The sequence below is a fragment of the Thiocystis minor genome (assembly GCF_016653465.1).
Lineage (GTDB): Bacteria > Pseudomonadota > Gammaproteobacteria > Chromatiales > Chromatiaceae > Chromatium > Chromatium minus.
The window spans coordinates 122295-145669 of the sequence record NZ_NHSQ01000090.1 but is presented as its reverse complement, the minus strand read 5'-3'; the positions used below and the strand labels follow the sequence as shown (position 1 = coordinate 145669).

Here is a 23375-nt window from a genome sequence, read left to right as displayed (position 1 = left end):
CGTCCCTATCGTTTGAAATGGCCTCTCTCTGGCGGCGGTTCAAAACACCCCGGTCGACAGATAGCGATCCCCCCGGTCGCAGACAATGACAACGATCGTCGCGCCGCTGACCTCGACCGAGAGACGCAGCGCCGCGGCAATCGCGCCGCCCGAGGAGATGCCGGCGAAGATGCCCTCCTTCGCCGCCAGATCGCGGGTGGTCTGCTCGGCCAGCGGCTGTGAGACATCAATGATGCGGTCGACCCCGGCGGGATCATAGATGCGCGGCAGATACGCCTCTGGCCAACGCCGGATGCCAGGAATACTGGCCCCCTCCTCCGGCTGCACACCGACGATCCGGATCGCCGGATTCCGTTCCTTGAGCGCGCGCCCGGTGCCCATGATGGTGCCCGTGGTGCCCATGGCGCTGACGAAGTGCGTCACCCGCCCGTCGGTGTCGTGCCAGATCTCGGGACCGGTGGTCTCGTAATGGGCGGCGGGGTTGTCCGGGTTGGAGAACTGATCGAGCCGGATGCCCTCGCCGCGCGCCTCCATGGCGTTGGCCAGATCGATGGCCGCCTCCATGCTGCCCTCCTTGGGCGTCAGCACGATCTCGGCGCCGAAGCTCTTCATCGCCCCGCGCCGCTCCGCGCTCATGTTCTCGGGCATGATGAGCCGCATCCGATAACCCCGGATGGCCGCGGCCATCGCCAGCGCGATGCCGGTGTTGCCGCTGGTCGCCTCGATCAGGGTATCGCCGGGTTTGATGGTGCCGCGCTCCTCGGCGCGCCGGATCATGTTCAACGCAGGGCGATCCTTCACCGAACCCGCCGGGTTGTTGCCTTCGAGCTTGGCGAGGATAAGGTTGTCGGTCGCGCCAGGCAGACGCTGCAAACGGACCAACGGGGTCTTGCCGACGAAGGCTTCGATGGTTGGATGGGGCATGGGATTGACTCGATGACAGGATGACGATGGTCGTAGTGTAAAACCGATTTCCGGACCGCGCGCGGCGCTGACAAGGCCGATGTGCCGCCGCCCCGCCGCGACTCCTGCCCCCGTGTTCGCGGATTTTAGCGCCGATTGCCTGTACTCTTGCGCTCGGGCAGTGGCCGCCTCTTCATCCGGACGCGTTGAGATGTCAGAATATCAAGTCACGAATTCGTTAAACACGGAGGCGGATCTGAAATCCACGCGGAGACAAACCGTGCTGGTGGTCGACGATATTGGCGTGATGCGCCTGTTGGTGCGAAACCATCTCCGCGCCATGGGGATCGAGAACAGCATGCTGGCGGCGAACGGACGGGAAGCGGTCGCATTGCTGAATCAATGGCGCTTCGATCTGGTGCTCACCGACTGGAACATGCCGCTGATGGATGGCCTGGAGCTGTTGGCGTACATCCGCCAGTCCGAGCGGCATCGGGATGTCCCCGTCATCCTGATCACCGCCGAGGACGACCGCGACCAGGTGCGCCAAGCGATCGACGCGGGCGTGTCCGAATTTCTCGTCAAGCCATTCACCCTTGGCACCTTTGAACGCAAGGTACAGCGCGCGATCGATGGCGCCGGGCCGCGCTCACTCATGCCAGACGCGCGTCTGGATCCGCCCGAAACCGCCGTGCCGCGGTCGGCGCCACCCGGCGCGCATTCGCATCCTGGCGTGTTCGACGCCGCCGCGACCATCCTCACGGTCGACGACATCGCCGACAACATTCGTCTGATCACCGGTATTCTCAAGGACGACTATCGCGTCAAGGGGGCCAAGAGCGGCGCCAAGGCACTCCAGATCGCGCGCTCCGACGAACCGCCGCACCTCATCCTGCTCGACATCATGATGCCCGAGATGGATGGCTTGGAGGTGTGCCGCCAACTCAAGAGCGACCCGCGCACCCGCGATATTCCGATCATCTTTCTGACCGTCAAGGCCGAGACCGACGACGTGATTGCCGGGCTCGAACTCGGGGCGGTCGACTATGTCACCAAACCGGCCAACCCGCCGGTACTCAAGGCGCGCATTCGCACCCATCTGCGCCTGAGCCGTCAGCAAAACGAACTGCGCGAGCAGAGCGCGCTGGCGCTGGAAAATGCCCGTCTGCGCGAGGAGATCGAGCGGATGGCGCGGCACGACATTAAAAACCCCCTGAATGCGCTGCTGGCGCTCTCGAACGCGCTGGCCGAGAGCGACAACCTGCTCCCCGAGCAACGGGAATCCGTGGCCGCCATGGAAGAATCGGCGCAATACGTCCTCGACATGGTGAATCATTCGCTGGCGCTCCAGCGCATGGAGATGGGCGTCTACCAACTCGCGCCGGTGGAGTTCAACCTCTCCGAGCTGCTCGGCAAAGTCATCGCCGAAACGCGCGCCGCCTTTGGCGCGATGCAAGTGGACATCCGGCAACCATCATCCGACCCCATCCTGGCGCGCGGCGAACAACTGCTGTGCCACGCGCTATTCTCCAACCTCCTTCGCAACGCGGCCGAGGCGCCGCCGCGCGATAGCCCGATCCGGATCGACATCGAGCCGGACTTTCTGCAGGTCAGGATCGCCATCCATAATCAGGGGGCCGTTCCCGCGCCGGTCCGCGACACCTTTTTCGAGAAATACGCCACCTCGGGCAAAAAACAGGGAACCGGCATCGGCACCTATTCTGCAAAACTCATGGCCGAAACCCAGGGCGGGATGATCGACATGGAGACCGCCGACGACAGGGGAACCACGGTTTCGGTGACCCTGCCCGCCGCCTGAGACGCCATTCCGTCATTGGAACCGCGAAGGCACAAAGGACACGAAGAAAATTCGGGTGACGGCCAATATCTGGACAACACATTGCAATCCTTTGCGTTCTTTGCGTTCTTTGCGGTTTAAAGCGATCTTTTAGGATGAATGAGATGACTGAGCGACCAACGATTTTGATCGTGGACGATTCCCCCGCCAATCTCGATCTGCTCAAGGGGATTCTGCGCGAGACATACAAGCTCAAGGCGGCCACCAGCGGCGAGAAGGCATTGCAGATCGCAGCCAGGGCACCGGCGCCGGATCTGATCCTGCTCGACGTGATGATGCCCGGCTTGGACGGACACGAGACCTGTCGTCAACTGAAGGCTGATCCCGCCACGGCGGCGATCCCGATCCTCTTCGTCACCGGGTGCGCGGACACGGCGGAGCGCGCAAAAGGGCTGACGCTGGGCGCGCTGGACACGCTCGTCAAGCCGATCGATCCGGAGCGGTTATTGGAGCGCGTGGCCAGCGTATTGAAAGCATAAGGCGATTTCCAACCCGGAAACCGCCGATTAAGGACGTGATCGATCATGCGCAGCCAATTCACCGGGTATCTTCCAGCCCTCTTAATCCTTGTGGCCCTCTTGACATGGCCCGTCGGCGCGCCCGTCGCCACCCGGGATGGAGCGACCCCGCTGCCCGCCGCCGAGATCCCACTGTCCGAGCCGGAGCGTGAATGGCTGCGACAACACCCCCGGATTCGCGTACACAACGAACAGGACTGGCCGCCGTTTAATTTTCACGCAAATGGCGAGCCGCGCGGTTTTTCCATCGATTACATGAACCTGCTAGCCGACAAGCTGGGCCTCCAGGTCGACTATCAAAGCGGCCCGAGTTGGAACCAGTTCCTGGAACGGATCCGCGATAAGGATCTCGATCTGATGCTCAACATCGTGCAGACCGAGGAACGTCGGCAATACCTGCTCTTCACCGAACCCTACGCCACGACCCCCAACGTCATCGTCAGCCGCTTGGACGACCCCATCCAAAGCATCGCGGAACTGGCAGGGCGCACAGTCGCCTTGCCAAAGGGGTTCTTTTACGAGGATGTGCTGACCAGGGAGTATCCAACGATTCGACGGCTGCCGGTCGCCGATGCCCTGGCATCGCTGAAGGCGGTCGCCCTCGGTCAGGCCGATGCGGCGCTGGGCCGGGATGCGGTGCTGCGCTATCAGATCAAGAAAAATCTGCTGACGAACTTGAAAATCACGGGCGAGTTGGCGATCGGCGACCCGGACATCGCGCACATGCGCATCGGGGTGCGCAACGACTGGCCGCTGCTGCGCTCGGCGCTCGACAAGGCGATGGCCGCGGTCGCGCCGGAGGTGATCGACACCCTGCGGCAGCGGTGGTTGCAACAGACCTCGGCGGTCGCGGGCGGCGAGACGGCGAGCCAGCGGGCCACGCGGTTTTCGCTCTGGTCCGCCGCACCCTGGATTGCCGGCATGGTCGCAGTGCTGACGCTGACCCTGATCGCCCTGCGCCGGATGGGGCAAGGCGCCGAGGATCGGCTGATCGAGCGGCGCCGTCTGCGTCAGGTCGGATTGGCCGTCATCGCGCTCTTCCTGGCGGTGGTCTTCACGGTCGCGCTCCATGGCCTGCACGACATGGAGCGTCAATTGCGCGCGGAACTGGGCGAGACGCTGGTCACCGTCAACCGGTCGGCGGCGCACTCGACGCGGATCTGGCTGGAGAGCCATGTACGCGAGATTCGCGTCATGGCACAGGTGCCAGCGCTCCCGCTCTGGGTCCAGCAGCTCTCGAGACCGCCGAGCACGGCCGCGACCCTCCGCGACCACCCGGCGCAACAAGCGCTCCGCGAGCTGTACCGGCAGCCGCTGGAGACCATGAATGCGACGGGCTTTAGCCTCATTGCACCGGATCGCCGCGTCCTCGCCGCCACGCAGGAGCGCGAACTTGGCGAGCGCACGCGCATTGCCGCGTGGCAACCCGATGTCTTCGATCGCGCCCTAAGCGGAGAAACTCTGTTCGTTCCGCCGGTCTACGAAGAGATGCCGTCTCTGGAGAAAGCGGACAAGCCAGCGACGCGCTCCGCCGCGATGTTCCTCATCACCCCGGTGAAGGATGCCGCGGGCCAGATTCTTGCCGTGCTCGCGCTCCGCTTCGATCCGCGTCTGGAATTCAGCCCGCTCGCCCAGGTTGCGCGGGTGAGCGAGACCGGCGAGACCTACGCCTTCGATCGTGACGCCAGACTGCTGACGCCCTCGCGTTTTGCCGACGCGCTGGCGCCTGTTGCCGCCTACTACCGCGACGAAACCAGCCTGCTGGGTCTGCGCGCGCGCGATCCCGGCGGCAACCTGCTGGAGGGGTATCGGCCCCCCGCCCTGCGCGCCCAATGGCCATTGACCCGGATGGCCCGCGCGGCCCTGAGCGGGCGGGATGGCTTGGATACGGACGGCTATCGCGATTATCGCGGCGTCGAGGTCATCGGAGCATGGACCTGGTCGGCGCCGCTCGGCATCGGTCTGGCCACCGAAATCGACCTGACCGAAGCGCTCGCGCCCTATCGCACCATGCGCCTGCTGGTGCTGGGCTCGCTGTTCGGGATCGCGCTCCTCGCGCTGGGTCTCACTGCGCTCCTCATCTGGCTTGGCGAGCGCACCCGCGCCCGCCTGGAATTGCTGGTCGAGGCGCGCACCAACGAGTTGCGCAAACTGGCTCAGGCGGTCGAACAGAACCCGCTGTGCATCGTGATCACCGATGTCGCGGGACGCATCGAGCATGTCAACCCCATGTTCACCAAGCTCACCGGCTACAGCACCGCCGAGGCGATCGGGCAGAACCCGCGCCTCCTGAAAAGCGGCCTGACCCCGCCCGAGCGCTATGCCGAGCTGTGGGAGAGCATCCAGGCCGGTCGGATCTGGCACAGCGAGATCCGCAACCGCAAGAAAAACGGCGAACTCTACTGGGGCTCCATTTCCATTGCCCCGGTCACCGACGACGCGGGCAAGGTCACGCACTTTATCGCCATGACCAGGGATCTCACCGAGCGCAAACAGGTGGAGGCGACCCTCGCCGAGGAACGCGCGCAACTCAAGTCGCTGCTCGACACCACGCCGCTCGGGGTGGCGATCTCCACCCAGGGCATCTTCCGGTTCGCGAATCCCCGGTTTCTCGACATGCTCGATGTCAAGGTCGGCGACCCGGCGAGCATGCACTATGTCCACCCGGCGGAACGCGCGACGATCCTTGAGCAACTGTCGACGCAGGGTCGGGTCGAGAATCATGAATTGCAGATGTACGGACGCGGTCATCAGGTCCGCGACATGCTCGCCACCTTCATCGCCTTCAACTATCAGGGCGAGCCAGGGGTGCTTGGCTGGCTGCTCGATATCACCGACCGCAAGCAGGCGGAGGCGCGCATCCGCGACAGCGAGGCACGCCTGGAAGCCGCCGCCAGCGCCGCGAATCTGGGTCTGTGGGAGTATTTTCCCCAGCGCGACGAGGAATTCGCCAACGCGAATTTCGCCGCCATGCTCGGCTACGATCCCGGCGACATTCGCGAGACGGACGAAAAATGGTCGCGCGTCATCGGCGGTCAGGGGTTTCTGCGCCAGCAGATCCACCCGGATGACGTGACGCAGGCCGCCGAGCGGTTCCGTCAACATCTGGACGGCGAGACCGCCGCCTATCGCGCCGAATATCGCGTGCGCTGTGCCGAGGGAGGCTGGAAATGGCTGCTTGACGCCGGCCAGGTGATCGAGCGCGACGCCGATGGCCGGCCCACGCGGGTGGCAGGCATTCGCGCCGACATCGACAACCTGAAGCAGCTTCATGAGGCATTGGAGCTGGCGCGGGACGTGGCCGAAGACGCGACGCGGGCCAAATCGGAGTTTCTCGCCAACATGTCGCACGAGATCCGCACCCCGATGAACGCCATCATCGGCATGTCTCATCTGGCCCTACAGACCGAACTCGACCACAAACAGCGCAACTATATCGAAAAGGTCCACCGCTCGGCCGAGGCGCTGCTCGGGATCATCAACGACATTCTCGACTTCTCCAAGATCGAGGCGGGCAAGCTGGAGATGGAGTCGATCGACTTCCGGCTTGAGGATGTCATGGACAACCTCGCCAGCCTGCTGGGGCTCAAGGCGGAGGAACGGGGCGTCGAACTCATGTTCGATCTACGCCCGGAGGTGCCGATGGCGCTCATCGGCGACCCGCTGCGCCTGGGTCAGATCCTGATCAATCTCGGCAACAACGCGGTGAAATTCACCGAGCCGGGCGGCGAAATCGTCGTCTCCGTTGCCGCGCTCGACACCTCGGAGGACAGTGTTCTGCTGCACTTCACGGTGCGCGATACCGGCATCGGGATGTCGCCGGAACACCTGGAACGACTCTTCCAGTCCTTCAGTCAGGCCGACATGTCGACCACCCGCAAATACGGCGGCACCGGGCTGGGACTCGCCATCTCCAAAAAGCTCACCGACATGATGGGCGGTGACATCCGGGTCGAGAGCGCGCTTGGCAAGGGCAGCACCTTCACGTTTACCGCCCGGTTCGCGCCACAACTGGGCGAGGTCTCGCAACGCCGTACCAAGACCGACGAGTTGCATCCGTTACATGTTCTGATCGTGGACGACAATGCCACCTCGCGGGAAATCCTGTCCGAAATCCTGGCGGCCTTCGGCTTCCGGGTCGATCAGGCCGGGACCGGACCCACGGCGATCGCACTGCTGGAGCAGTCCGACGCACAGGCGCCTTACGATCTGGTGCTGATGGATTGGAAGATGCCGGGGATGGACGGTGTCGAGACCATTCGCGCCATTCAGGGCAATGCCCGGATTACCCATGTGCCGACCATGATCATGGTCACCGCCTACGGGCGGGAAGAGGCGCGGCAGGCGGCGGCTGGGCTGGATCTGGCCGGTTTCCTGACCAAGCCGGTGACGCCATCCACCCTGCTCGATACCATCATGGTGGCGATCGGGCGGGAGGTCGCGTCCAGGGCGCGCGCCACCGGGCGTCAGGAAGAGGCATCGGAGGCGATTGCCCGGCTGCGCGGCGCGCATGTGCTGCTGGTGGAGGACAACGAGATCAATCAGGAACTGGCGCTGGAACTCTTGACGATGAACGGACTGAGCGTCGAGGTCGCGAACCATGGTCAGGAGGCGCTGGAGATGCTCGCCGTCTCCCGCTACGACGGCGTGCTGATGGACTGCCAGATGCCTGTGATGGACGGCTACGAGGCGACGCGGGAGATCCGCCGGCAGGCGCGCTACCAGTCGCTGCCGGTGATCGCCATGACCGCCAATGTGATGACCGGCGATCGCGAGAAGGCGCTGGAGTCGGGCATGAACGACCACATCGGCAAGCCCATCAACGTGCGCGAGATGTTCGCGACGATGGCGAAATGGATCGTCCCCGCACGGCCAGCGGCGGAGACGACAGCGGCCAGTACGCCGCCCAGCCTCGCGGACGCCAGCCTGGAGATCCCCGATCTGCCCGGCATCGACACCGCCGCTGGACTTGCGATCACCCAGCACAATCCGACGCTCTATCGCCGGCTGCTGCTCAAGTTCCGCGAGAGTCAGCGCGATTTCGCGGCGCAATTCGCGGCGGCGCGCATGGATGACGATCCCGAGGGCGCGACCCGTTGCGCGCACTCGCTGAAAGGCGTGGCCGGGAATATCGGTGCCACAGGGATCGAAGAGGCTGCGCGACGGCTGGAACTGGCATGCAACGCGCGTCAGGACCAGGCAAGGATCGACGCCCGGCTAGCCGACACGCTCGCGGCGCTGGAGCCGGTACTCCGGGGGCTTGCCGCGCTGGAGCAACCACAGGCGATTGAGTCGGGGACGGGCGCGGTCGATCGGGGCGAGTTGGAGCCGATGCTGCACCGACTGCGCGCCTTGCTCCAGGACGACGACACGGACGCCGCCGACCTGATCGAGACGCTGGAGCCGCTCTTGTCCGGTACGCCCCTGACGCCTTCGCTGATCCGGATGACCCAGGCCATCGAGGAATACGATTTCGAGGCGGCGCTGACGGAATTGGACACCATGGAACGCGCGCTCACGCACGCGCCCGACGGATCCTGAAGCCTTCATTCGGCTGGAACCGCAAAGGCGCAAAGGACACGAAGAAAAGCAAAAGGGGTTACGGATTATTCGAAGATCGCGATGACCTTCGCGAGCACCTCATCCATGAAGACGAAAAACCGAGTGAACCTCACCCTATGAAGATCTTTTTAGACTGCTATCCCTGTTTTCTGCGTCAGGCGTTGAGCGCGGCCCGCCGTGCCCATGCCTCGGCGGAACGGCAGCACGAGATCCTGCTGGAGACCATGGACCAACTGCGCGCGCTGCCGCTGGAGGCCACGCCGCCGGTGATGGCGGAGCGCATCCATCGCCTGGTCCGCGAGCGGACCCACACGTCCGACCCTTATCGCGAAAGCAAGCGGGACGCCACCGAACAGGCGCTGGCCCTGCTCCCCGACTTGCGCGAACGCGTGCGCACCGCGCCCGATCCGCTGGAGACCGCCGTGCGGATCGCCATTGCCGGCAACATCATCGACGACGGCGTGGCAGAAGGCTATGACCTGCACTCGACGCTGGAGCGCGTGCTCGCGCAGCCCTTCGCCATCGACGGTCTGGCGCAACTGCGTCAGGCGCTGCGCACAGCCGATGCGATTCTGTACCTGGCCGACAATGCCGGTGAAACCGTCTTCGATCGCGTCCTGATCGAGACGCTCGATCTGCCGGTGACCTACGTGGTCAAGGGCGGGCCGGTGATCAACGATGCGACGCGAGAGGATGCGCTGGCCGCCGGTCTGGAGGCCGTCGCCACGCTCGTCGATAGCGGCTCCGACGCACCTGGCACCCTGCTCGATCACTGTTCCCCGGCATTCCGCGAGCGCTTCGCGCGGGCGCCGCTGATCGTCGCCAAGGGTCAGGCGAACTACGAGACACTGAGCGAGATTCGCGCGCCGGTCTTTTTTCTTCTCCAGGCCAAGTGTCCCGTCATTGCAGACGATCTGAACGTCCCGCTCGGTAGCGTCGTCCTGAAGCCGCCGCGCGAACTGGGCCAATGGGTCGATGGTGCCCGCGAGGCGCAAGCGTGAGCGCCGCATCCTCCAGGATCGACCCACGGACGTTGCTCGCAATGCAAGCGACCGTGTTCGCTCTCGCCCTGCTGGCCGCCGTCCTGTCCGCGCTTGCCGGGGCACCGGACACCTACACCAATGACATCGGCATGCGGTTCAGACTGATCCCAACTGGCGCCTTCCGAATGGGCTGCGATCCCGACACCGCGACCTGCGGGCGGAGCGAGATACCTCAGCATCCCGTGCGGTTCGGCACGCCGTTTTATCTGGGCGAGACCGAGGTCACGCAGGCGCAATGGGAACAGGTGATGGGCGACAATCCGTCCCACTTCAAAGGCCAAACCAACCCGGTGGAACAGGTCTCCTGGAACGACGCCCAGGACTTCATCCGCGCGCTGAACGAACGGGAAGGCTGTCGCGACTGTTATCGCCTGCCGAGCGAGGCCGAATGGGAATATGCCGCGCGCGCCGGCACGACGACCGCCTACTGGTTTGGCGACAGCGAGGCCGAACTGGGGCGGTATGCCTGGTACGTCGCTTCGTCGGGCGAACGGACCCATCCGGTCGGACAGATGCCGGCCAATCCCTGGGGGCTGTACGACATGCACGGCAACGTCCTGGAATGGGTGCGGGATTGCTATCACGAGGACTATCGCGGCGCGCCCACGGATGGCACGGCCTGGACCACCAACTGCAAGACCACCAAGGACGGCACGGTGTTATACGGTCAGCGTGGCGGCGCCTGGTATCTCTATCCCTATGGCAGCCGTTCCGCGTTCCGTTTCTACTACACGCCCACCTTCCGGGCCTACAGCTATGGTCTGCGGGTTGCGCGGACATTGCCGCCGGATGCCGCGCCATGACGATCAGCACCGCCTGCCCCTGCGGTTCCGGTCGGCTCTACGCGCATTGCTGCGGCCCTTTCCTCGAAGGCGCGGCCCTGCACCCAACCGCCGAGTCCCTAATGCGCTCCCGCTATACCGCTTTTGTCCGAAATGACGTCGAGTATCTGCGCGCGACCTGGCATCCCGCCACCCGCCCCAGGGATCTCGCCCCCGACGCGTCGACCCAGTGGATCGGGCTCAAGATTCTGTCGACAGAGGCCGGCGGGCCAGACGACAGGCAGGGGTCGGTCGAGTTTGTCGCGCGCTACAAGCTTCAGGGTCGCGCCCACCGCCTGCACGAGCGCAGCCATTTTGTGCGTGACGAGGGGAAATGGTGCTACCTCGATGGCGAGCCGAACCCGGCACAAGTTTCGGCTGACTGAACTGCGTCCGCGATGGCCGGCATCTTCGCGACTTGATTCGAGCGCACCGGTCCGCATGGGCGCTAACGGGGTTTAGGGCACGTCCGACCCGCGGGCCGTGCGCAGCGTTTCCAGCGCCTGTGCGTAATCGAAATTCCGAATCTGCTGGTCCAGGGTGCGGGCCGCGGCGCCCAGGGCGGAAAACAGGAGCGATCGGGATGATTCGAACAGCTCGTTCGCCTCGGTATCGCTGCTGACAAGCAGCGCGTCCAGTCTCGTCAGCACCGCGTTGACGCGCGGCCAATCCACTGCCTCGGCGCCACCCTTCGCGGTGCGTTGGAGCGATTCCGGCGTGATCGCGGGCAAGCGGCTTCGCAGCCGCTCGGTCAATTCCCCGAGTGCCCTGGTCAGCGCCTCCAGTGCCCGGTCGCGTTGCTCGGCTGGCGCGCCCTGCCGCACGAGGCGTTCCAGTTCGGCGGCCCGGTCGCGCACTCCCTCGGCCCCCAGCATGGCGCTCACGCCCTTCAGCGAGTGGGCCATTTGCCGCACCGTCGCGAGATCGTCGGCCGCCATCCGGCCGGCGATCAGGGTCGCGTCATCCCCATGGCTATCGAGAAAGGTGGCCAGCAAACGCACATAATGGGCCGCGTCCCCGCCCAGGAAACGCAACCCCACCGCGACCTTCAGACCAGGGATGGACGCGAGCACGTTCAACCCGTCCGGCGGATCGACCGGCGTGCGCAACGCGCCCGCGGCTGCGGCATCACCGGCACCCCGTTCCGCCAGGCGTGGCGTTGGGAGCCATTTCAAGAGGCATTTATAGAGTTTGTTCGGCTCGATGGGCTTGGCCAGATGATCGTTCATCCCAGCCTCCAGGCAGCGGCGGCGGTCTTCGTCGAAGGCGTTGGCTGTCATGGCCAGGATCGGGACGGACCGGCGCCCTGGAAGCTGGCGGATCGCGCGGGTTGCCTGCAAGCCGTCCATAACCGGCATCTGGATATCCATGAGAATCAGGTCGTAGTCCGTCAACTGGGCCATGTCCAGCGCGACCCGTCCGTTGTGGGCGACGCTCACGCGCATACCGACCGAGTCCAGTAACTGGCAGGTCACTTCCTGATTGATGAGGTTGTCCTCCACCAGCAGGATACGCGCGCCCTGTCGCCGTTCCAGTTCCCGTGCCAGCATCTCCGGAAGCACCTGAGCACGGCCTGCGGCGTGTCCCAGCAACGCGGCGGCCAGGGCGTCGTGGAGCACCGAAGGCGTCACTGGCTTGGCGAGAATTTCGGTGATGCCGGCGCGCGCCGCCTCGTCGCGCGGAAGACTGTCGCCATAGGCGGTCACCATCAGAAAGTCGGGGTGACGCGCCAGCGCGAGCGATTGCAGTTTCAAGGCCGTATCGATGCCGTCCAGACCCGGCATTCTCCAGTCGATCATCAGCAGTCGATAGGGATCGCCGATGCGGTCGGCCTCGACGGCGGCGTCCAGTCCGGCCTCGCCGTTCGCCGCCGTGTCGGCGCGCATGCCAAGTTCGGCGAGCAGGCTGGCCAGAATGTCGCGGGCATCGGCATGGTCGTCGATGACCAGTACCCGCATGTCCCGGAAGGGTTCCAGCGTCCGCGACGGTGGCTGGCGATCGCAGGCCATCTCGAAGGGAAGCTCCAGCCAGAACAGACTGCCCTGGCCGGGCGCGCTGGTCGCGCCGATGCGCCCGCCCATGAGTTCGGTCAGGCGTTTGCTGATCGCCAGACCCAGCCCGGTCCCACCAAAACGACGGGTCGTCGACTCGTCGGCCTGCTCGAAGGCACGGAACAGACGCCCGACCTGATCGCTTGTCATACCGATACCGGTATCCGACACCTCGACCCGCAGGAGCAAGCGCTCGGGCGTTTGCTCCAGCACCTGGCCCCGGATGGAGAGACCGCCCTGCTCCGTGAATTTCACGGCATTGCCGACCAGATTGAGCAGAATCTGGCTGAAGCGCACCCCATCGCCCCGCAGCGCGGGGGGCACATGATCCAGATCCACCAGCACGTCCAGCCCCTTGGCCGCGATGCTGTCGGCGAGGAGATCGCAGACATGATCGATGACCCGCGCCGGCTCGAAATCCTGTACCTCCAGCGTCATCTTGTTCGCCTCGATCTTGGAGAGATCCAGGATGTCGTTGATGATCTGCAGCAGATGCCGGGCGGAGTCGGAGAGTTTGTCGAGCTGGTCGAGCTGACGGGGGGTCAGCGGATCGCGCCGGATCAAATGGGCATAGCCGATGACCGCGTTCATGGGGGTGCGGATTTCATGGCTCATGTTGGACAGGAAGGCGCTTTTGGCCAGGTTGGCGGCCTCCGCGGCAAGCTTCGCCGTCTCCAGTTCGGCGGTGCGGGAGGCGACCAGATCCTCCAGATGCAGACGATAATCCTCCAGTTCGCGCGTCGTGTTGACCCGTTCGGTGATGTCCTGCACGATCCCCAGCCCGGCGGTGGGCCGGCCATCGGGCGCGAATTCGAGTTCCGCCCGTTCCTCGACCCAGCGCGTCTCGTCGCCGACCAAAATGCGGTGGACGATCCGATAGGGCTCGCCGGCCAGCGTGCGATTCCAGGCGTCGAGCACCGGCGCCCGGTCCTCCGGGTGGATGCACGCGAGAAACCGCTCCAGGGTCAGGGGCGTGCCGGTGGGCAGGCCAAAGATACGGTAGGTTTCGTCCGACCAGATCAACTGGTTATGCGCGATTTCCAGACGCCAGTGACCCGTCTGTGAAACCGCCTGGGCGCGATTGAGAAAGGACTCGCTCTGGCGCAACGCGCGCACGACCTCCAGACGATCCCGGTTGAGCAGCGCCATACCAAGCTGATCGGCGACCTGGCAGCCGAACACCACCTCATCCGCGCTCCAGGCGTAGGGACGACCGACCTGCTCGAAACAGATCACGCCCCGCTGGCGCCCGCCCGACACGATGCTGCAATCCAGCAGGGACGTAATTCCCAGCGGTCGGAGATACTGCTCGACATACCCGGCGGTGCGCGGATCCGTCAAGGCATCGCTGGCGTCCAGATAGCGAGCGGTTTTGAGCGCCTGCAACTCCGCGCGACAGGCCTGCTCTTCCAGAATCTCGCCACGGGTATGACAACCAGTGGTGGCGTCGAACGCATCCACGCATTCGAGCAAGCTCTCATCCGCGTCGAAGCACCAGACGGAGACCCGCGCGATCCCGAGCGCCGACGCGAGCCGTTCGGTCAACTCGCCCGCGAATCGCTCCAACTCGCCATTGATGCCCGCCTCCGAGAGGCTGAGTTCGCGGATCAAGCGGGTATGCAACTGAAGCCGTTCGGTGCGCTCCGATTGCTCGCGCTCGCGGGCCTTCTGCTCGGCGATGTCGCGCCAGACCGCCGAAATCAGCGGCCGTCCGCCATGGTTCACCATCCTGAACGTGATGGCAACCTCCCGGAATCCGCCATCCTTGCAGCGGTGACGGGTCTCGAATCCGGCGACCCTGCCGTCGAACAGGGCGGCGACATTCGCAGCGATCCGTTCCTGCGAGTGGTCGGTCTGAATGTCGGATACCGAGAGTTGCGCAAACTCTTGGCGTGTGTAGCCGAGTCCCTGATGGGCGGCGGCGTTGAACTGCATGAAGCGGTTGGTCAGCGGATCCACCAGAAGAATGGCGTCCGTGGTCTGGCCGAACATGGTTTCGACCAGCGTCTCCTGCTCCCGGAGCGCGCGCTCCGCTTGTCGGCGATCAACGATGTCGACCAGACGACGCACGATGGTTTGCGCCAACTGCACTTCTTCCGGCAGAAAGGGAGCGTCATCCAAGCCCGGCGGCGGCGCGCGGTCGTAGGCGAGTGTCAGACACATGGGTTCGCCCTGCCCGGTTCGGTCCTCCGCCGTCAGCATCCAGTCCGTAACGGCAAACCCCGGCGTGACGTATTCACGCTCGCTCCATTGGATCCGGGCGGTCGCCAGCTCGGGAAATTGCAGGCCAGGCCCCATCAGTTCAACCACGCGACGCAGGATCGCCTCAATCGGGGTCGCGGACTCCTCGGAGACGCGAAAGACCTCGTAGAGACAGCGTTGCTCCTTCACGCGCTCGCCCAACAGGAGACGCTCCCGTTGGAGTTGCGCCTCGGCCCGTTTGCCGTCCGTGATGTCGCGGATGATGGTGATGCAGCCCTGACCATCGGCCACACGGCTGACCCGGGCATCGTAATAGCGCAGACCGTCCGGCATGGGCAGGGCATAGTCGAATAGCGCCAGCTCGCCGGTACGCAGCGCGGCGGCAAGCTGCTCGCTGAACCGCGCGGCGACCTCGGGCGGCAGCACCTCGTCGACCCGCTTGCCGAGAAACACCTCAGGCGGAACATAGAGCGACGCGTCCCGGCGCGTCCGGTAGTCCAGCAGGATGCCATCGGCATCGGTCAGAAAATACAGATCCGGGATCGTCAGGCAGGATTCCAGGGCAAATTCCTGCAATTGCGCACAGCGCTCGGCCACGCGCGCGCCGCGGTCGGAGGGAATGTCGGTCGCGCTCATGCAGGCGCTCGCGGCAGGGGATCGGCGAACCGTTCCTGGACCTCGGCGAAGGCGTCCCGGACTGCGACGAAGGCGTCGACGACGGACGGATCGAAGTGCCTGCCCCGCTGTTCGAGGATGAAGTTGGCCGCCGCTTCCGGTTCCCAGGGGGCCTTGTAGACACGACGCATGGTCAGTGCGTCATAGACATCGGCGAGCGCCATCAGACGGGCCGGCAGCGGGATCGCCTCCCCTGCCAGTCCCTGCGGATACCCGGTTCCATCCCATTTTTCGTGATGGCTCATGGCGATGACCTCGGCCACCTCCAGCATGGCCAGCGGTCGCGGCTTGACGTCGTCCGTCCCGCCCGCATTCAGGAGCAGCGACTTGTCGATGGCGCGCCGAATCGCCTCGGCGCCAACACGGGCATGCGTCTTCATGATTTCCCACTCCTCGGGATCCAGCTTGCCGGGCTTCAATAAAATCCGATCCGGGATGCCGATCTTGCCGATGTCGTGCAGCGGAGCGGCCTTGACGATGCAATGCAGGCGCGATTCATCGAGATCCGCCGTGACGTCGGGATGGCCCCGAAGCTGGCGGCCCAACAGATCGACATAGGTTTGCGTGCGCAGAATATGATTTCCCGTCTCCGTGTCGCGCGTCTCGGCCAGTTCCAGGATCACGGCCAGGCTGACGTTCTGAATCAGCAGATTCTCGCGGGTACGCCGGTCGACCTCGGTTTCCAGCCACGCATTTTGCACCGACAGCCGATCGCGGGATTGCTTGATCTCCAGATGCGTGCGCACGCGCGCAAGCATGATTGCGGGCTTGACCGGCTTGACGAGATAGTCCACCGCGCCGAGCCGCAGTCCCTTCTCCTCATCGATGTCATCGCTCAAGGTCGTGACGAACATCACCGGGATTCGCCGGGTTCGCGCATCCGCGTTTAACCGGGCCAGCGTGGCATAGCCATCCATGCCCGGCATCATGACATCCAGCAGGATCAAATCCGGATATGGCGCGACGAAGACCGCCGCCAGCGCCTGCTCGCCGGTCTTGCAGGCGCGGACCTGATAGTCCGGGCTCAAAATTTTCGTCAACACCGACAGATTGGCCGGCTCGTCATCGACAATCAAAATCGTCGGTTTTAACATTGCGTCTGACCCGAGAAATCCGCCTCACGCCGCGCGGACGACCAAGATGAAACCGCGTCCAGCGTGCATAACGTCATGGTGTCGCCTGTCTCAACGTCGCCACCACCCAGAGCGCTCCGCGAGACGCGGTTTAGAGGGCGATATTAGAGCATGTTGCCCGCCTGTAACGTGCGGCATTCACGCTCAACCAAGTCGATGCTGCTCGCGGTGCCGGACAAGATGCCCCAGCGATTCCAAATTTGGAATGGTCTCGCTGATCAACGACCTGCGCCCGGACCTACCCGAGATTCGCTCGGTGGAGATTCTCAATCCCGGTATCAACGCCGAGGAGTTACGTGGCAAGTACATCATCGAATTGAAGAAAGCGGATCGTCTCGGGCTTGGATCCGATCCGCTTTCCGCGTGGATCACCTTTTTCGAGCATTGGCGAGAGGAGCAGACCATGGCCGCGATTGAACATACCCCGATTCAAGAGGTGCTGAACCGTATGCGTCAGTTGAGTGCCGACGAGGAAGCGCGGCGGTTAGCCTTCGTGCGCGAGCGGGCGCTGCACGATGAGGTGTCCTTGCTCAAGGAGGCGCGGGAAGAGGGTGAGCAGATCGGGATGCGGAAAGGCCGCCTGGAAGGCCGCCTGGAAGCCGCCCAGGATACCGCCCGTAACCTGATCGCGCTGGGCGTGCTCAGCGATGGGCAAATCGCTCAGGTCACGGGACTGCGTGTGGCACAGATTGAGGCACTGCGCTCAGCCGACCGGAATGAGACACCGAGATGAAAATGACCGACGCCACTGGAACCGCCGCCCTGCCAACGCGGGACGCCGCCGCCGCGCTCGCCAGTGCCGGAGGGGATGCCGCGCTCGCCGATGAATTGCTGGAAACGCTGCTGGCGGGGCTCCCCGCCGAGCTTGCGGATCTGCGCGCGTGCCTCACCGAGTCCGATTGGCCGGAGCTGGCCGAATACGCCCATCAAATTCGCGGCGCCACGCGGTATTGCGGCGTGCCGGCCCTGGATGCGGCCATCGAGGCGCTGGAGCGGGCCGCCCGCATCGGCGATCCGGCGCGGAGCGCGGAGACCTTTCGCGACGTGGAAACGCAGATCCAACGGTTGCGCGCGCGGACCGGCTGACGCGCGTCCCTGCCGGCTCCTCATCCGAGGCCTGGCAACCGGGTTTCCGGCGCATCCGCCGAGGTCGACGATGACGCATCCACGGCATCGACCAGTCCATTCCTGCGCAGCACGTCATGTACCTTGCGCGCCATCCCGATCAAGCGGGACAGATCCTTCAGGGTCGGCTTGACGCCCGCGTCCAAGTCGCGCTCGCAATCCTCCAGTTCGGAGGACAGAAAATCGAGCAGCTTCATGGAACATCCCTGGCAGGCACCCGAACAGATCCTCGCGTCGGGGGCGTCAAACGGGATGGACGCCCGGATGTGTCGGATCAGCTCGCGCATGGCCGTCACAGTATCCGGCTTGCGTGCGCGCGTTTGCCGTTTATAGATCTCAGCCTGTGGCATGATTACGGCCTTTGCGATGACCATTGAATCGTTCCGACGCCCTCCGCTCGACCCGCGCGGCGCGGCCTCGACGAATCGCCGGATGTCTGACTACCGCACAAGTTCTTCGCAGACTTTTTTACAAGGAGAGGGTTGTCCATGTTGCATCGACTCAAGATCAAAACTAAATTGCTGCTGCTGGCGGGTGTTCCGGCCCTCGCGCTGCTGTCCATCACGCTGTTTCTGACGACGCGGATGGTCGCGGATCTGGGCGAGATCGGGCATGGTCAATCGCTCGGCGAGCTGGTCGTCGCACTGGGAGAAGTTGCCCACGAATTGCAGAAGGAACGCGGAATGACCGCCGGATTTCTGTCCAGCCAGGGTACCAAGTTTGCCGATCGACTGCCGACCCAGCGCCAGGCGTCCGATGTCGCGATCGCGCAATTGCGGCGGACGCTCGAACAGGTGGATCTCAATCGGCTGGAAGCGGATTACCGCACGCGGCTTGACCAATTGCCGACCTCTTTCCTCGCGCTCCAGGAATGGCGCAAGGTCACCGGCGCACTGAAGGCCGAACCGCCGGTCTCGTTTCGCATGTATAGCGATCTGATCGCGAATCTGCTGGAGCTCGCCGCGCGCACCGGCAATGCCTTGCGCGATGCCGACATTGCGCGTCTCACGCATGCCAAAAGCGCCCTGTTGTTTCTCAAGGAACGCAACGGACAGGAGCGGGCGGTCCTATCCGGCGCCTTTAGCGCCAGGCGCATCGCGCGCGCCGACTACGACCTGCTGATGACGCTGCTCATCGATCAGTCCAACTATCGGCGCATCCTCAATGCATTCGCCACTCCCGAACAGATCGCCTTGGTCGACGCCACCTTGAGCGACCCGATCGTCAAGGTGGTCGAGGGCATCGAGCGGATGGTCAGGGACAAAGGCGCCGAGGCGGAATTGAACTATCCGCCGGTGACCTGGTTCGATCAGATCACCGCCAAGATCGATCTGCTGCGGGTCGTGGAGGAGCGTTTTTCGGCCGACATCACCAATGCCAATGCCGCCAGCGCCCGCGCCGCCCGCACCGCCATGACCGTCTATCTGACGGCGATCGGCCTCACGCTTCTGCTTACCCTCTGGCTGGGCGTCGGAATCGTCCGGGGGATCCTGCGCCAGATGGGCGGCGAGCCGGACGTGGCCGCTCGGGTCGCCCGCAATATCGCCGACGGCAAGCTGGATAACCCGATCCCATTGAGGCGGGGCGACACGGACAGCCTGCTCGCCTCGATGCAGAACATGCAATCTCAGTTGCATGATCGCATCGCGTCCGAGCGGGAAATCGCGGCTGCCAACCTGCGCATCAAAAACGCGCTGGACAAGGCATCGACCAACATGATGGTGGTCGACAACGAAGGCCGGATCATCTACATGAACGCAGCCGTCCAGCGGATGATGCGCGACGCCGAGAACGACCTGCGCCAGGATCTGCCCAACTTTCGCGCCGAGCGTCTGCTGGAGAGCAACTTCGATGACCTTTATCGCAACCCGGCCCGCCAGAAAAACAGGCTCGGCCGGCTAACCGAGGAAGAGGTCTCCGAGATCGACATCGGCGGACGTCTTTTCCGTCTGGTCTCCAATCCGGTGATCAATGCCCAGGGCGAGCGTCTTGGCACGGTGGTGGAATGGACCGATCGCACCAATGAGGACAAGGTCCAGCAGGAACTCTCCGCATTACTGGAGGCCGCCGTGCTTGGCGACTTCGACCATCGGCTGGACACCGCAGACAAAGAGGGCTTTTTCCGACAGATGAGCGAGGGCATGAACCGCTTGATGGAGATCGTCTCCGCCGGGTTGTCCGACCTCGCGCGTGTCCTCAACAGCATCGCGCACGGCGATCTGACGCAACAGATCACGGCGGACTATGCCGGCACCTTCGGTCAACTCAAGGACGACACCAATGCCACGGTCGCGCAACTGCGGGAGGTGGTCGGTCGCATCCAGGAGGCGACCGCGTCGATCAACAGCGCCGCTCAGGAGATCTCCGCGGGCAACTCGGATCTGTCGGCCCGCACCGAATCGCAGGCCAGCTCACTGGAAGAAACCGCCAGCTCCATGGAGGAACTCACCGCCACAGTGCGGCAAAACGCCCAGAACGCCCATCAGGCCAACCAACTGGCGAGCGGCGCCCACGCAACCATCCAGCATGGCGGCGAGACGGTCAAGGCGGTGGTGAGCACCATGGGAGCGATTCAGGAATCCAGCGGCAAGATCGCCGACATCATCGGCGTGATCGACTCGATCGCCTTCCAGACCAATATTTTGGCGCTGAACGCCGCCGTGGAAGCGGCGCGGGCGGGCGAGCAAGGCCGCGGTTTCGCCGTCGTCGCCGCCGAGGTGCGGACGCTGGCCCAGCGCAGCGCCCAGGCCGCCCGGGAGATCAAGGGCTTGATCGCCGACTCCATGAACACCGTGGACGGCGGGGCCAAACTGGCCCAGCAGGCCGGGACCGCGATGGATGACGTCGTCACCAGTTTCCAACAGGTCGCCGCCCTGGTCACCGAGATCGCCGGCGCCAGCCGCGAACAGTCCGCGGGCATCGAGCAGGTGACCCAGGCGGTGACCCAGATCGACGAGATGACGCAGCAGAATGCCGCGCTGGTGGAAGAGGCCGCCGCCGCGACCGAAAGCCTGGAAGATCAGGCGCGGGATCTCGCGCAAGCCGTGTCCATCTTCCGACTTGCCGAAGGCTCGCCCAACAACGTCAAGCGGGAGATCGCGGAACGGCGCGGAACGCATCGTCCAGCTAATGTCTCGCGCCTGCCTGTCAGCACCGTCAAAACGATGGGGGCGCCCAACCCGCCACGCATCGGCAGACCGGCGCCCGAGCGCAAGACGCCCGGACTCGATCAAGATTGGGAAGAGTTTTGATTCCGACCATGCGCGGGCGTTACGACACTAACGCCACGCTTTCAACCAGAAGGACTGACCAGCATGAAACGCATCAACATCAAGACCGCTTCTTTTCTAACCCTGCTGCTGTGCTTGCCGCCCGCGCTCGGACAGGCAAGCGAGCACGCAGCGAGCGGCGACAAGGCAGGCGCCTATCCGGGTTATCTGGCGCTCGCACCCTCGCTGGTGGTCAATCTGGCTAGCGAGCGCCGAACCAAGTATCTGCGGGTCGATATCCAGTTTTACCTGGACACCGCCGAGGACGCCGAACGGGTGACGCTGCATACGCCACTGATCCGCAACCGTCTGATCACCTTGCTGGGCGGACGCGAAGCCGATCAGATCATGTCCACGGAAGCCCGTGATAAATTGCGCGCGGAATTACTGGAAAAGCTGCGCGAGACCCTGACCGAGGTAGCGGGCGCGCCCACGATCAGAGAACTCTATTTCACCGGATTCATCATTCAATAGGAATGGCGGGCTGCGGCAGATTCGACGACCAGCGATAGACGGCCTCGACCTGCCGCCCGCCCTCCAGATACGTCAGGGACTCGCACAGTTCCCGAACCAGCGCGATGCCTCGCCCCCAGGGGCGGGCCGGGCTGGATTCGGCGCCGACCCAGTCGGTTTGATCGAACCCCTCGCCACTGTCGCGAAACCGGATCTTCAGACGCCCTCCCGCCGCCAGTGGCTCATGACTGATTTCCAGGCCAAGCCAACCCGTGCAGCCGGCATCCAGCAAGTCGGCCCGTCGGCTGTAATACACGTCGAATCCATCCGGGGTAGCCTTCAAGGAGGAGGGCAATCGCAGAATGCCATGCTCCAGCGCATTGGAATACAACTCGGCCACGATGGTTTCCAGCGCCCCCAGATGGGCGTCGAGTCCGTCCAGAAATCCCAGCGGACGGAGCATCGACTCCACCGAGCGCAAACCACCCAGATGCGCGTCCCGCAATTCCAGCGACCAGGTCCAGCCGCCTGTCGTCGATGGGGAATTGACGATCCGTGGAACCGCGAACAGATGGGCGTTCAGCGGGATCTCCAGAATCGCGATGTCGTCAGACGGCTCGGTCTCCAGACAATGCGCATCCAGTGCCACGGTCAACTCCGGCAAGATCGCGTGGGCATGCCGCCAAGCGTCCAGCAGATGTCTGAATCGGGAATGCCCGAACGGAATCCCCGTCCGGTCTCTCGCCTCCAGCAGGCCATCGCTGAAGATCAGCAGGCCATCGCCGGGCCGCAGTCCGATCCGATGAGGCGTCTCTCCATCGGGTAACTCCGGCAGGATACCCAGGGGCAGTGCGTGGGACGCCAATTCGTGCAGGGCGTCCCGCCCGCGTAACCAGGCGCTCGGCATGCCGGCGTTCCACCAACGCAGTTCCTGGCCGCTGCCTGAAATGGACATCAGACAGGCCGCCATGAAGCGCTCGGTCGGCAAGAGCTGATAGAGTTTGCGATTGATTTCCGCGAGGACGTCCAGATCCTCGACACCCTTGCGGGTCATGGCGTGAAAGGCATCCACCACCGGCAGCGCGCCAATGGCCGCCGCCAGGCCATGTCCGGTGAAGTCGCCCACCAGGACACGCAATCCGCCATCGGGCAGATGCTGGGTGAGCACCAGATCGCCGCTGAACATGGCGGCCGGACGCTGCATCAGGCCAAGCTGATCGGTGGCGACGTTGCGGTTCTTGATCGCCCGGCTAAAGACACGTTCGGCCAGTGCCTGTTCCTGACGCTCCCGCTCCAGCAATTCGGCCAAAGGCCGATTTTCCGCAACGATGCGGCGATGGAGGTCGCGCACCCGTTCCATGGCCAGGATTCGCGCCCTCAGCACGGCCAGACTGAAGGGTTTGATCAAGACATCGTCAGCTCCTGACTGGATGCCGCGCAGCAGCGACTCCTCATCCCGCAGGGCGGTCTGGAAGATCACCGGAACGAAATCCAATCCAGCCATCGCCTTGATTCTGCGCGTCGTCTCGAAACCGTCCATCCGCGGCATCACGGCATCCATGAAGACGAGATCGGGGCGTTCGCTCTCGAACAGGCTCAGTGCCTCCGGTCCGCTGCCGGCCTCCAGCGTCGTGAATCCTTCTTGCTGCAACATGCGGCTCAACAGCCAGCGGTCGACCGGATCGTCTTCCACGACCAAGACCAGTCCACGCCCGCCAGCCCGCGCCGACCGGGGCTCCGTTGACAAGCCGCGTGCCTGTTC

15 protein-coding genes are annotated in these 23375 nt (G+C 64.3%); 10 read left to right on the top strand and 5 right to left on the bottom strand.

Translation table 11 applies throughout. The annotated features are described in order from the left end of the window. Positions 1-39: 39 nt before the first annotated feature. Positions 40-924: a cysteine synthase CysM gene (gene cysM / locus CCR95_RS13435; protein ID WP_201095136.1), complete on the bottom strand. Its 885-nt coding sequence runs from the start codon at positions 922-924 to the stop codon at positions 40-42. Between the two features lie 190 nt (positions 925-1114). Here cysM and CCR95_RS13430 point away from each other — a divergent pair, with 190 nt between their 5' ends. The 6 genes from CCR95_RS13430 to CCR95_RS13405 all read left to right on the top strand — a co-directional run bounded on the left by CCR95_RS13430 (position 1115) and on the right by CCR95_RS13405 (position 11091). Next, on the top strand, positions 1115-2722 hold the full coding sequence (locus tag CCR95_RS13430) for an ATP-binding response regulator (RefSeq protein ID WP_201095134.1): 1608 nt from the start codon (positions 1115-1117) through the stop codon (positions 2720-2722). A 143-nt stretch (positions 2723-2865) separates the two neighbouring features. Continuing rightward, positions 2866-3240 carry a response regulator gene (locus CCR95_RS13425; RefSeq protein WP_201095132.1) on the top strand — a complete coding sequence of 125 codons (375 nt, stop codon included), beginning with the start codon at positions 2866-2868 and terminating at the stop codon, positions 3238-3240. 45 nt (positions 3241-3285) lie between these two features. Continuing rightward, positions 3286-8820, top strand: a complete 5535-nt coding sequence (locus CCR95_RS13420) for a response regulator (RefSeq protein WP_201095131.1) — start codon at positions 3286-3288, stop codon at positions 8818-8820. A 137-nt stretch (positions 8821-8957) separates the two neighbouring features. Beyond that, positions 8958-9842, top strand: a complete 885-nt coding sequence (locus tag CCR95_RS13415) for a damage-control phosphatase ARMT1 family protein (RefSeq protein WP_201095129.1) — start codon at positions 8958-8960, stop codon at positions 9840-9842. Between the two features lie 41 nt (positions 9843-9883). After that, on the top strand, positions 9884-10687 hold the full coding sequence (locus tag CCR95_RS13410) for a formylglycine-generating enzyme family protein (RefSeq protein WP_201095127.1): 804 nt from the start codon (positions 9884-9886) through the stop codon (positions 10685-10687). Next, positions 10684-11091 carry a YchJ family protein gene (locus tag CCR95_RS13405; protein WP_201095125.1) on the top strand — a complete coding sequence of 136 codons (408 nt, stop codon included), beginning with the start codon at positions 10684-10686 and terminating at the stop codon, positions 11089-11091. Before CCR95_RS13410 ends, CCR95_RS13405 begins: the two co-directional genes overlap by 4 nt. A gap of 72 nt (positions 11092-11163) precedes the next feature. On the opposite strand, the gene CCR95_RS13400 is transcribed toward CCR95_RS13405, so the two are convergent. Then, positions 11164-15594, bottom strand: a complete 4431-nt coding sequence (locus tag CCR95_RS13400) for a response regulator (RefSeq protein ID WP_201095123.1) — start codon at positions 15592-15594, stop codon at positions 11164-11166. Next, the gene (locus tag CCR95_RS13395; RefSeq protein ID WP_201095121.1) at positions 15591-16727 is read right to left on the bottom strand and encodes a response regulator; all 1137 of its coding nucleotides are present in this window, start codon (positions 16725-16727) and stop codon (positions 15591-15593) included. Before CCR95_RS13395 ends, CCR95_RS13400 begins: the two co-directional genes overlap by 4 nt. A 244-nt stretch (positions 16728-16971) precedes the next feature. On the opposite strand from CCR95_RS13395, the gene CCR95_RS13390 reads away from it, so the two are divergent. Both CCR95_RS13390 and CCR95_RS13385 read left to right on the top strand, forming a co-directional pair. Next, positions 16972-17499 carry a hypothetical protein gene (locus tag CCR95_RS13390; protein WP_242523229.1) on the top strand — a complete coding sequence of 176 codons (528 nt, stop codon included), beginning with the start codon at positions 16972-16974 and terminating at the stop codon, positions 17497-17499. Then, complete coding sequence (locus CCR95_RS13385) at positions 17496-17852, top strand: Hpt domain-containing protein (protein WP_201095119.1); 357 nt, start codon at positions 17496-17498, stop codon at positions 17850-17852. Before CCR95_RS13390 ends, CCR95_RS13385 begins: the two co-directional genes overlap by 4 nt. Before the next feature lie 20 nt (positions 17853-17872). On the opposite strand, the gene CCR95_RS25360 is transcribed toward CCR95_RS13385, so the two are convergent. Next, positions 17873-18088: a hypothetical protein gene (locus CCR95_RS25360; RefSeq protein ID WP_242523228.1), complete on the bottom strand. Its 216-nt coding sequence runs from the start codon at positions 18086-18088 to the stop codon at positions 17873-17875. A gap of 291 nt (positions 18089-18379) precedes the next feature. Between CCR95_RS25360 and CCR95_RS25870 the strand changes: the two genes are divergently transcribed. After that, positions 18380-21142, top strand: coding sequence for a nitrate- and nitrite sensing domain-containing protein (locus CCR95_RS25870; protein ID WP_201095115.1), 2763 nt, complete (start codon positions 18380-18382; stop codon positions 21140-21142). A gap of 63 nt (positions 21143-21205) precedes the next feature. Beyond that, positions 21206-21634, top strand: a complete 429-nt coding sequence (locus tag CCR95_RS13370; RefSeq protein WP_201095113.1) for a flagellar basal body-associated FliL family protein — start codon at positions 21206-21208, stop codon at positions 21632-21634. On the opposite strand, the gene CCR95_RS13365 is transcribed toward CCR95_RS13370, so the two are convergent. Further along, positions 21624-23360, bottom strand: a complete 1737-nt coding sequence (locus CCR95_RS13365) for an ATP-binding SpoIIE family protein phosphatase (protein ID WP_276570261.1) — start codon at positions 23358-23360, stop codon at positions 21624-21626. The two genes, CCR95_RS13370 and CCR95_RS13365, sit on opposite strands and share 11 nt — an antisense overlap. Between the last annotated feature and the right edge of the window lie 15 nt (positions 23361-23375).

What these genes read in the sequence shown, in the direction of transcription:
- CCR95_RS13415 (WP_201095129.1), top strand. Translation starts at nt 8,958, where the DNA reads ATGAAGATCTTTTTAGACTGCTATCCCTGTTTTCTGCGTCAGGCGTTG.
- CCR95_RS13385 (WP_201095119.1), top strand. Translation starts at nt 17,496, where the DNA reads ATGAAAATGACCGACGCCACTGGAACCGCCGCCCTGCCAACGCGGGAC.
- CCR95_RS13400 (WP_201095123.1), bottom strand. Translation starts at nt 15,594, where the DNA reads ATGAGCGCGACCGACATTCCCTCCGACCGCGGCGCGCGCGTGGCCGAG.
- CCR95_RS25870 (WP_201095115.1), top strand. Translation starts at nt 18,380, where the DNA reads ATGTTGCATCGACTCAAGATCAAAACTAAATTGCTGCTGCTGGCGGGT.
- CCR95_RS13390 (WP_242523229.1), top strand. Translation starts at nt 16,972, where the DNA reads ATGGTCTCGCTGATCAACGACCTGCGCCCGGACCTACCCGAGATTCGC.
- CCR95_RS13370 (WP_201095113.1), top strand. Translation starts at nt 21,206, where the DNA reads ATGAAACGCATCAACATCAAGACCGCTTCTTTTCTAACCCTGCTGCTG.
- CCR95_RS13410 (WP_201095127.1), top strand. Translation starts at nt 9,884, where the DNA reads ATGCAAGCGACCGTGTTCGCTCTCGCCCTGCTGGCCGCCGTCCTGTCC.
- CCR95_RS13405 (WP_201095125.1), top strand. Translation starts at nt 10,684, where the DNA reads ATGACGATCAGCACCGCCTGCCCCTGCGGTTCCGGTCGGCTCTACGCG.
- CCR95_RS13425 (WP_201095132.1), top strand. Translation starts at nt 2,866, where the DNA reads ATGACTGAGCGACCAACGATTTTGATCGTGGACGATTCCCCCGCCAAT.
- cysM (WP_201095136.1), bottom strand. Translation starts at nt 924, where the DNA reads ATGCCCCATCCAACCATCGAAGCCTTCGTCGGCAAGACCCCGTTGGTC.
- CCR95_RS13420 (WP_201095131.1), top strand. Translation starts at nt 3,286, where the DNA reads ATGCGCAGCCAATTCACCGGGTATCTTCCAGCCCTCTTAATCCTTGTG.
- CCR95_RS13430 (WP_201095134.1), top strand. Translation starts at nt 1,115, where the DNA reads ATGTCAGAATATCAAGTCACGAATTCGTTAAACACGGAGGCGGATCTG.
- CCR95_RS25360 (WP_242523228.1), bottom strand. Translation starts at nt 18,088, where the DNA reads ATGAAGCTGCTCGATTTTCTGTCCTCCGAACTGGAGGATTGCGAGCGC.
- CCR95_RS13395 (WP_201095121.1), bottom strand. Translation starts at nt 16,727, where the DNA reads ATGTTAAAACCGACGATTTTGATTGTCGATGACGAGCCGGCCAATCTG.